Here is a 9,002-nt window from a genome sequence, read left to right on the forward strand (position 1 = left end):
CTTCTCGATGCTGCGCGAGGCCGGCCTCGACATCGCCGAGCTGCCGCTGCCCGATCACCACGATTTCGCGCAGCTGCCCTGGGCGTCCGACACGGCCGACGTGGTCGTCACCGAGAAAGATGCCGTCAAGCTCGATCCCGCGCGCCTCGGCACGACCCGCGTGTGGGTCGCGACGCTAGACTTCCAGCTTCCGCCGGCCTTCGCCGCCGAGCTGCTCGCGCTGCTTCCGCAGCGAGCCCACCATTGACCCGAGGACGCCCGATGGACACCCGACTGCTTCAACTGCTGGTGTGCCCCCTGTGCAAGGGGCCGCTGGAGCACAAGCGCCCGCCGCAGGATGCGGCGCACGAACTGGTGTGCAACGCCGACCGCCTGGCCTTCCCGGTGCGCGACGGCATGCCGATCATGCTCGAGACCGAGGCGCGCTCATTGGACACCGCGCCTGCCGAGGCCGGGAGCAGCGCGTGAGCTTCACCGTCCTCGTGCCGGCACGGCTGCAGTCGACGCGGCTGCCGCGCAAGCCGCTGGCCGACATCGGCGGGCTGCCGATGATCGTGCGCGTCGCCCGCCGCGCCGCGCTGTCGGGCGCGCAGCAGGTGGTGGTGGCCGCCGACGATGCGGAGATCGTCGCCGCCTGTCGCGCGCACGACGTGGCCTGCGTGCTGACGCGCACCGACCACCCGACCGGCAGCGATCGCCTCGCCGAGGCCTGCGCACTGCTGGGCCTGCAGCCCGGCGAGATCGTCGTCAACGTGCAGGGCGACGAGCCGCTGATCGAGCCCGCACTGGTCGACGCCTGCGCGGCGCTGCTGCAATCGCAGCCCGACTGCCCGATGAGCACCGCGGCGCATGCGATCGACAGCGTCGACGAGCTGCGCAACCCGAACGTCGTGAAGGTCGTGCTCGACGGCGCGGGCCGCGCGCTCTACTTCTCGCGCGCGCCGATCCCGTGGTGGCGCGACGGCTATGCCTCGGGCATCGAGGCGCTGTCGTCTCCCCCGCCGCTGCGCCACATCGGCCTCTACGGCTACCGCGCCGGCTTCCTGAGGGATTTCCCGAAGCTGCCGCCCTGCCCGCTCGAGCAGACCGAATCGCTGGAGCAGTTGCGCGTGCTGTGGCATGGGCATCGCATCGCGGTGCACGTGAGCGCGGTGCGCCCCGGGCCGGGGGTCGACACGCCCGAAGACCTGGCCCGTGTTCGGGCGCAGATCGGGCGCTGAGCGGGCACTGATCGGGTGAATCGCGCACCTGCGAAGCCGGTGTAAACCCGGGGGCGCCGAGGGCCCGGCGACCTGCCCTGCGTCAGTTTCGCGCAGGAAGTCGCATGCTATTCTCGATGGCAAAAGCCCGTGCCTGCGCCGGCTGGCACCGCGGCCACGAATTCCATAAATTGAGGAAGACTGATGAGACTGATTCTGCTGGGCGCGCCAGGCGCCGGTAAGGGCACGCAAGCGGCGTTCATTTGCCAGAAGTTCGGCATCCCGCAGATCTCCACCGGCGACATGCTGCGTGCGGCTGTCAAGGCCGGCAGCCCGCTCGGCGTGGCGGCCAAGAAGGTGATGGACGCGGGCGGCCTGGTCAGCGACGACATCATCATCGGTCTCGTGAAGGAGCGCATCGCCCAGCCCGATTGCGCGAAGGGCTTCTTGTTCGACGGCTTCCCGCGCACCATCCCGCAGGCCGACGCGATGAAGGCCGCCGGCGTCAAGCTCGACTTCGTGCTCGAGATCGACGTGCCCGATGCGTCGATCATCGAGCGCATCAGCGGCCGCCGCGTGCACCCGGCCTCGGGCCGCAGCTACCACCTGAAGTTCAACCCGCCGAAGACCGCGGGCCGCGACGACGTGACCGGCGACGAGCTGATCCAGCGCGACGACGACAAGGAAGAGACCGTCAAGAAGCGCCTCGACGTCTACCAGAAGCAGACGCGCCCGCTGGTCGAGTACTACTCCAGCTGGGCCGCGGCCGGCGACGCCGTGGCACCCAGGTACCGCAAGATCTCCGGCACCGGCACGGTCGAGGAGATCACTGCGCGCGCGCTGGCCGCGCTTCAGTAAGAAGACGAGGGAGAGGCGCCATGGACATCGCAGGCAAGGTCTTCATCGTGACCGGCGGGGCCTCGGGCCTCGGCGAAGGCACGGCGCGCATGCTCGCGGCCGCGGGCGGCAAGGTCGTCATCGCCGACCTGCAGGCCGACAAGGGCGAGGCGGTCGCGAAGGAACTGGGCGGCGTCTTCGTGCGCTGCGACGTGAGCCAGGAGGCCGACGGCCAGGCGGTCGTCGCCGCGGCGGTGGCGGCCGGCAAGCTGATGGGCCTCGTCAACTGCGCCGGGATCGCACCGGCCGTCAAGACGGTCGGCAAGGACGGCGCACACCCGCTCGCGGTGTTCTCGAAGACCGTGACGGTCAACCTGGTCGGCAGCTTCAACATGATCCGCCTCGCCGCCGAGGCGATGAGCCGCAACGCGCCCGAGCCCACCGGCGAGCGTGGCGTGCTGATCTCGACCGCCAGCGTGGCAGCGTATGACGGGCAGATCGGCCAGGCAGCCTATGCCGCGTCGAAGGGCGGCATCGTCGGCATGACGCTGCCGATCGCGCGCGACCTGGCCCGCAACGGCATCCGCAACATGACGATCGCGCCGGGCATCTTCGGCACGCCGATGCTGTTCGGCATGCCGCAGGAGGTGCAGGACGCACTGGCCGCCGGCGTGCCCTTCCCGAGCCGCCTCGGCACGCCCGCGGACTACGCGAAGCTCGTGCACCAGATCATCACGAACGAGATGCTGAACGGCGAGGTGATCCGCCTCGACGGCGCAATCCGCCTGGCACCGAAATAGAGCCCCCCAGTCGCTTCGCTCCTGCCCCCGAGGGGCGCCTCCCGGCGGCCCGGCAGAGCCGGTTCCGCGGGAGTTGCTTGATGGGCACCGCGCTTCGCGGGTGCTTTCGGTGCTACTTCTTTCTCGCGTACAGCGCCCACAACCGGGCCAGGTCGGCCGTGCCGTCGTTGCCCTGCACGGTCCGGAAGGTCGCCGCCGACTTGGCGTGATCACCCGCCACCAGCTGCGCGATCGCCAGGTGCAGCTTCGCGTCATCGGGCCGCTTCGTGCCCTTGGCGATGCCCTGCTGCATCAGCTCCAGCCCCGGCTTGGCCTGCCCGCCGTAGACCTGGTCCATGCCGATCGCCAGCARCTCGCCGCCGTCCTTGGCCGCCTTCGCCTCCGTCAGCGCCTGCGCCTGGCCCGCCTTCGCCTCGGCCAGCCGCTTGGCCACCAGGTCCTTCAGCCGCTTGTGCCGCTCCGCCTCCGGGCCCACGCCMAGCACCCCYGCCGCGAAGCCCTTGTCCATCGCCTGCTGCGCCTCGTTCAGGCTGCCCGCCTGCACCGCCAGCTGCACCATCTCCATGTAGTCGGCCGCCGCGCTCGTCGCACCCGTYGCSAGRCTCAGCCGGTACGTGTCCAGCGCCAACCGGTCGCTGAAGTTCGGCTTGCGCTGCAGCCGCCCCAGCAGGTCCGTCCAGTACTGCTTCTGCGGGTAGTACGTCACCAGCTTCTCGACCGCCCACACGTACGCGTTGGTGTCGTTCATGCGCTGCGTCGCGTTCGCCAGCAGCTTCAGCCGGTCTTCGGCCGGCGCCTGCCCCGCCTTCTCCGAGGCGCTGATCTCCACCTGCAGCTCGCGCGCCGCGCCGGCGAAGTCCCCGCCCAGGTACTGGCTCTGGATCAGCAGCGTGCGCACCGTGCCGCTGGTGCCGCCTTCCTTGAAGTAGCGCTGGCCCCACTGCATCGTCTTCGCGTAGTCCTTGGCACGGTACGCGGTMCCGGCCAGCGACTCCAGCATGCGCAGCTTGTCGGCCTGCGCCAGCTTGCCGGTGGCCGCSARSGCYTCGAACGAYTTGCCGGCCGTGTCTGCATCGCCCGCGCCCGASGCSGCSGCGATSCGCATGCGCTCGATCGTGTAGCTCTCGCTCGCGTTCTTGTTCGGCACCGCGTCGGCGTCACGCACCTTGGCSAGCGCTTCCTTGTACTTGCCGGCCTTGATCAGGTCRCCYGCSGCYTGCAGCGGCTTGCCGATGTCSGGRCGYACSGCGTCCTGTGCRTASSYGSTCGTCAGCGCCRCYGCCAGCAGCGTGGCGGCCASCARGGGTTTCAACTTCATGGCCATGGTGCTCACTTGATGAACTGCTCGTTGCCCACCATGCCCAGCTTGGCCACCCCGAGCCGCTGCGCACTGGCCAGCACCATCGCCACCGACTTGTACTCCACCAGCTTGTTCGGGCGGATGTGCACCTCGGGCTGATCGGCAACCGCCGCCGTCGCCGCCAGCTTCGTCTCCAGCACCGTGCGGTCCGGCACGACTTCACCGTTCCACAGGATCGTGCCGTCGAAGTCGATGTCGATCGTCACCACCACCGGGTCGCGCAGCGGCGGCGGCGGGCTCCCCGTGGGCATGTTCAGGTTCACCGAGTGCAGCTGGATCGGGATCGTGATGATCAGCATGATCAGCAACACCAGCATCACGTCGATCAGCGGCGTCGTGTTCATCTCCACCATCACGTCGGGATCACCACTTCCGCCGCCGGAGCCTACGTTCATTCCCATTTGCTTGATCCTTCTCTCTGGGGTTCGGCTCAGCCGCGCGGCGGCGGTTCCGTCACGAAGCTGATCTTCTGGATGCCCGCGYGCTGGCACGCGAACACCACCCGACCCACCGACTCGTAGCGGCTCTTCTCATCGCCGCGGATGTGGATCTCCGGCTGCGGCGTCAGCACCGACACCTTCTTCAGCCGCGCCACCAGCGCGTTGTTGTCCGCCACCGCCTGCGCGTTCCAGTACACGTCGCCGTCCTTCGTCACCGAGATCTCGATGTTCTCCGGCTTCGTCACCCGCGCAATGTTGGTTTCCTTCGGCAGCGACACCGCCGCCGTCTGCGTCACCACAGGCACCGTGATCAGGAAGATGATCAGCAGCACCAGCATCACATCCACCAGCGGCGTCGTGTTGATGCTGGAGACGACCTCGTCGTCGTCCCCGTCCCCACTGCCCACGTTCATTGCCATCGCGTTGCTCCTTCGCTCAGGAGTGATCCGCGATCAGCGGCTGCCGCCGCGCAGCGTCGAGCGGCTGCCCAGCAGCACGCCGTGCAGGTCCGCCCCGAAGCTGCGCACCGACTCCATCGTCACCTTGTTGCGGCGCACCAGCCAGTTGTAGCCCAGCACCGCCGGCACCGCCACCGCGAGACCAATGGCCGTCATGATCAGCGCCTCGCCCACCGGGCCCGCCACCTTGTCGATCGACGCCTGGCCGGCAATGCCGATCGCCGTCAGCGCGTGATAGATGCCCCACACCGTGCCGAACAGCCCCACGAACGGCGCCGTCGAGCCCACCGTCGCCAGGAACGCCAGCCCGTCCTGCAGGCGGCTTTGCACGTTGTCGATCGCGCGCTGCACGCTCACGCCCACCCAGGTGTTGCGGTCGATGTTCGCCGTCAGCTCGCCCTCGTGGTGGTCACCCGCCTCGATCGCCGTCTCGGCGATGAAGCGGAACGCGCTGCCGTCCTTCAGCGTCGCGACGCCGTCGTTCAGGCTCGCCGACTTGAAGAAGGTCTTGCGCGCCGCACGCGCCTCGCCGCTGATCTTGAAGCTCTCGAACAGCTTGGTCACCAGGATGTACCAGCTGCCCATGCTCATGATCACCAGGATGATCAGCGTGCCGCGCGCCACGAAGTCGCCTTGCGCCCACAGCGCGCTCAGCCCGTACGGGTTGTCCACCGACTCCTTCGTCACCGCGCCCGGCACCGCCACCGGCGCCGCCGGGGCTGCCACCACGGCCGGCGCTTCAGCCGCCGGGGCCGACGCCTGCGCGTGAACGATCTGGGGCGCCACGAAGGCGGCGGAGGCAACGGCCAAGCTCAACGCGGTAGCCAGCGAGCGCAGAGAAAACAAAGACATGGTGTTTCCAATCTCTAGAGAAATTTGTGAATTCATGGCCCCGGTCAGGGCCCTCGTCGCAACGAAAGTCAGTGATCGAGCGGGATCAGCTCAGGCGTTCATTCCAGCTTGTAGCCAAACGGCACCTGCACCAGCACGTCCTTGCCCTGGCCCTGGCACTTGTATTCGCTCACCAGCCTCAGGCTGTTGCGCGCAAAGACCGGGTGCGTCGACTTCAGCACCTTCATGTCCTTGACCTCGCCACTGGCACTCAGCGTGAACTGGATCAGCACCTCGCCCTTGTCCAGCCCCTGGCGGATCGCCTCGCGCGGGAACCCCGAGTCGCCCATCACCGTCGAGTAGTTCGAGCACACTACCGCGGCCGACACCGGCGCCGGCGGCGCTGCAGGCGCAGGCGCTGCGGCAGGCGGCGCCACRGGCGCCATCGGTGCGGCCGGCGGCGGCACCGGCRTGCTCGCCGTGATCGTCGGCTGCGCCGGCGGCGGCACCGCCACCTGCACCTCCGGCGGCGGAATGAACGGCGGCGGCGGCGCCTCCAGCTTCGGCGGCGGCGGCACCACCACCTCCGGCGGCGGTGGCGGCTTCTTGATCTCTTCGATCACCTTCGTCTCGATCGGCGCGCGAACCACGTCGACCACCTTCTTGGCCAGCCCCGTCAGCAACGCATACACGATCGCCGCGTGAAACAAAATGACAAACCCGATCCCGACGATGTGACGCCGGGGATCGCGTTGTCGCTTGGAAAAGTCCATACGCTGGGATCTCCAGTGTGGAAAACGCAAACGTTCGAGGTTAACAAAAATGCCCGCCGGCTTGTGGCCAGCGGGCATGGCAGTGCAGCCTGAGCGGTGTCAGCCTACCTGCTTGCGGTCTGCGTCAGAAGAAGCGGTAGGTCGCGTTGACGTAGATGAAACGGCCGCGCGGGTCGCTCATCGTCGGATCGAAGCCGTACTGGAACGACGAACCGTTGCCGATGAACAGCGGCGGATCCTTGTCGAACAGGTTCTTCGCACCAAGCGCGACCTTCAGGTTCTTGACCCCGGTGAACGCGATCTGCGCGTCGTAGGTCGACGTGCCCGGAACCCGGTGCTCGTTGCCCTCCAGGTCGTTGGCATCGCGATAGCCGGAGTAGTAGTTCTGCGCCAGCGTCGTCGCCCAGGCGCCCGTCGCCCAGGTCGCGCTCAGGTTGTGCTTCCAGCGCGCCACCACGCCGGTGCTGGCAACGTCGAGCGGAGATCCGTCGTCCTGGATGATCGTGCCGACGCTGTGCTGCGTGCCGGCCAGCGTCTYCAGGTCGAAGGTCTGCATGTAGGTACCGGTCAGGTCGACCGAGACCTTGCCGAACGAGAACGTGTCGTTCCAGTTGCCGGTGACGTCGAAGCCGCGCAGCAGGGCCGACGCAGCGTTGTGCAGCCGTTGGTCGACGGTGTCGACCGTGCCGTCCGCATTGAACGTCGCGTCATCCGGGCCGTACAGCGGCGTGCCGGCACGCACACCATTGACCAGCGCGAGGGCCGCCGGCGAGATGATGTAGTCGTCGATCTTGATCAGGAAGTAGTCGACGCCGAACGAATAGTTCTTGGTCGGCGAGACCACGAAGCCCAGCGACAACTGCTTCGACTTCTCAGGCTTCAGGTTCGGGTTGCCGCCATTCATGGCATTCGCCTGGATCTGGCCGTCGCCCGGATGCAGCGGATCGACGAACTGCTCGCTGACACCGACGGTCATCGGCTTGTACAGCTCAGGCAGCGTCGGAGCGCGGAAGCCGGTACCGATGGCGCCGCGCAGCAGCAGTTCCTTCGCCGGGGTGTAGCGCGTCGACAGCTTGCCGTTGGTCGTCGTACCGACGACGCTGTACTTGTCCCAGCGACCCGAGGCGTTCACCTCGAGGTCCTTGCGGATGGGCATGTTCAGTTCGGTGTACAGCGCAGCTGCCTTGCGAACCTCATCCTCGTTCGGCGTCGCACCACCCAGGCCGGCGATGTCGCCTTCGCCCAGGATCGGTGGCACGTCGATCTTGTAGGTCTCGCGGCGGAACGATGCACCCACGGCGAGCTGCATCGGGCCGCCGGCCAGTTGCGTCAGCGTCGTCGAGCCCGTGGCATCGATGGAGGCCTGCGTCGACTTGCCGGTCAGCGTCGGACCCACGTAGTTGGCGCCCTGGATCGCCGAGGTCAGAGCCGCATCCTGTTGGCCATTGAGGGCCCACGGATTCCAGCCCGAGGTGGGCGAATTGATGATGCCGGCCACCCCGACCTGCGAGAAGTAGCCGTCGGTCAGCCTGCCTTCGGTCTTGCTCTGGTTGTACATCGCCGCGACGTCGTAGTCCCAGCTGCCCAGCGAGCCCTTCAGGCCCGTGAGGAAGCGCGATTGCTTCAGCGTGTCTTCCTCGGTGCGCAGCCCGGCAGCGAACGCGCGCCACGAGACGGCGACCGGCAGGCCGCTGCTGATGAGGGCGCCCAGCTCGGGATGCGCGGTAGCGTTGTCGGTGACGTACTTCTGGATGATGCCGTAGGCCGGAGTCCCTGGGTAGACCAGCAACGCAGCCGGCGTGTTCAGCGCCGGGTTCGCGTTCTTGAAGAACAGGTTGTCGGTCTCGAAGAACGCGGAACGCGCCGGAGCGGGCTGATAGGCCTCGGTCACGACATTCTTCGCGAACATGGCTTCGCCGTAGAGCGTGTGCTCAGGCGTCAGCGCGAGCTTGAACGTCCCGAAGACATTGGTGCGCTTGGTTTCGGGGAACAAGCCGACGTCCGCCGCCGAGTCGTAATTGCAGTTCTTGTACTTGGCGGTCGCCGAGGTCACCGCGAACATGCGGATGTCGGCGCACTGCCCCAGGTCGGCGTACGGGTTGCCGTAGCCCGAACCCGAGATGTTCAGACCGCCGTTGGTGCCCGGGGTCTTGTTGTCGTCCAGCGACAGGTTCGGGTCGTAGTTGCCCTCGATCCGGCCGCTCGGCGTAGCGCCGTTCTGGAAATACGGATAGCGGTTACCCGACTTCGAGAAGTCGCGGTCAATCGCGTAGAGGGTCGTGGTCTTCTCGACGTCCAACCCCA

Annotated in this window: 12 protein-coding genes; 6 read left to right on the forward strand and 6 right to left on the reverse strand. The window is 67.7% G+C overall.

Features of this window, described 5'->3' with window-relative positions; translation table 11 throughout:
• The 5 genes from AC1D12_RS16245 to AC1D12_RS16265 all read left to right on the forward strand — a co-directional run.
• On the forward strand, window positions 1-247 hold a 247-nt coding region (locus AC1D12_RS16245), incomplete at its 5' end, for a tetraacyldisaccharide 4'-kinase (RefSeq protein WP_477841515.1).
• Window positions 248-261: 14 nt separating this feature from the next.
• Window positions 262-468 (forward strand): Trm112 family protein, encoded by a 207-nt coding sequence (locus AC1D12_RS16250; RefSeq protein WP_477828897.1) that lies wholly within the window; start codon window positions 262-264, stop codon window positions 466-468.
• The gene (kdsB, locus tag AC1D12_RS16255; RefSeq protein ID WP_477828898.1) at window positions 465-1,220 is read left to right on the forward strand and encodes a 3-deoxy-manno-octulosonate cytidylyltransferase; all 756 of its coding nucleotides are present in this window, start codon (window positions 465-467) and stop codon (window positions 1,218-1,220) included. The genes AC1D12_RS16250 and kdsB overlap by 4 nt, the downstream gene beginning before the upstream one ends.
• A gap of 183 nt (window positions 1,221-1,403) precedes the next feature.
• Entirely contained in the window at window positions 1,404-2,057 is a 654-nt protein-coding gene (gene adk / locus AC1D12_RS16260; RefSeq protein ID WP_477841517.1) for an adenylate kinase, read from the forward strand.
• Window positions 2,058-2,077: 20 nt separating this feature from the next.
• Window positions 2,078-2,836 (forward strand): 3-hydroxyacyl-CoA dehydrogenase, encoded by a 759-nt coding sequence (locus AC1D12_RS16265; protein WP_477841519.1) that lies wholly within the window; start codon window positions 2,078-2,080, stop codon window positions 2,834-2,836.
• Between the two features lie 112 nt (window positions 2,837-2,948).
• On the opposite strand, the gene AC1D12_RS16270 is transcribed toward AC1D12_RS16265, so the two are convergent.
• From AC1D12_RS16270 to AC1D12_RS16290, 5 genes are all read right to left on the reverse strand, one after another.
• Window positions 2,949-4,154 (reverse strand): tetratricopeptide repeat protein, encoded by a 1,206-nt coding sequence (locus AC1D12_RS16270; protein WP_477841521.1) that lies wholly within the window; start codon window positions 4,152-4,154, stop codon window positions 2,949-2,951.
• Between the two features lie 11 nt (window positions 4,155-4,165).
• Window positions 4,166-4,597, reverse strand: coding sequence for an ExbD/TolR family protein (locus tag AC1D12_RS16275; RefSeq protein WP_465115241.1), 432 nt, complete (start codon window positions 4,595-4,597; stop codon window positions 4,166-4,168).
• A 29-nt stretch (window positions 4,598-4,626) separates the two neighbouring features.
• Entirely contained in the window at window positions 4,627-5,055 is a 429-nt protein-coding gene (locus AC1D12_RS16280) for an ExbD/TolR family protein (protein WP_477841523.1), read from the reverse strand.
• Window positions 5,056-5,088: 33 nt separating this feature from the next.
• Window positions 5,089-5,946 (reverse strand): MotA/TolQ/ExbB proton channel family protein, encoded by an 858-nt coding sequence (locus AC1D12_RS16285; protein ID WP_477841525.1) that lies wholly within the window; start codon window positions 5,944-5,946, stop codon window positions 5,089-5,091.
• A 98-nt stretch (window positions 5,947-6,044) separates the two neighbouring features.
• Complete coding sequence (locus AC1D12_RS16290) at window positions 6,045-6,617, reverse strand: TonB family protein (protein WP_477841527.1); 573 nt, start codon at window positions 6,615-6,617, stop codon at window positions 6,045-6,047.
• 9 nt (window positions 6,618-6,626) lie between these two features.
• Here AC1D12_RS16290 and AC1D12_RS16295 point away from each other — a divergent pair, with 9 nt between their 5' ends.
• A complete protein-coding gene (locus AC1D12_RS16295; RefSeq protein WP_197067001.1) occupies window positions 6,627-6,791 on the forward strand; it encodes a molybdopterin-binding domain-containing protein in 165 nt (54 codons plus the stop codon).
• Window positions 6,792-6,822: 31 nt separating this feature from the next.
• On the opposite strand, the gene AC1D12_RS16300 is transcribed toward AC1D12_RS16295, so the two are convergent.
• Window positions 6,823-9,002: TonB-dependent receptor domain-containing protein (locus tag AC1D12_RS16300; protein WP_477841530.1), on the reverse strand; the 2,180-nt coding region annotated here is incomplete at its 5' end.

The organism is Rhizobacter sp. P1_G5 (assembly GCF_056405435.1).

Coding starts and splice junctions, on each gene's coding strand:
- AC1D12_RS16250 (WP_477828897.1), top strand. CDS start 262: ATGGACACCCGACTGCTTCAACTGCTGGTGTGCCCCCTGTGCAAGGGG.
- adk (WP_477841517.1), top strand. CDS start 1,404: ATGAGACTGATTCTGCTGGGCGCGCCAGGCGCCGGTAAGGGCACGCAA.
- AC1D12_RS16265 (WP_477841519.1), top strand. CDS start 2,078: ATGGACATCGCAGGCAAGGTCTTCATCGTGACCGGCGGGGCCTCGGGC.
- AC1D12_RS16275 (WP_465115241.1), bottom strand. CDS start 4,597: ATGGGAATGAACGTAGGCTCCGGCGGCGGAAGTGGTGATCCCGACGTG.
- AC1D12_RS16285 (WP_477841525.1), bottom strand. CDS start 5,946: ATGTCTTTGTTTTCTCTGCGCTCGCTGGCTACCGCGTTGAGCTTGGCC.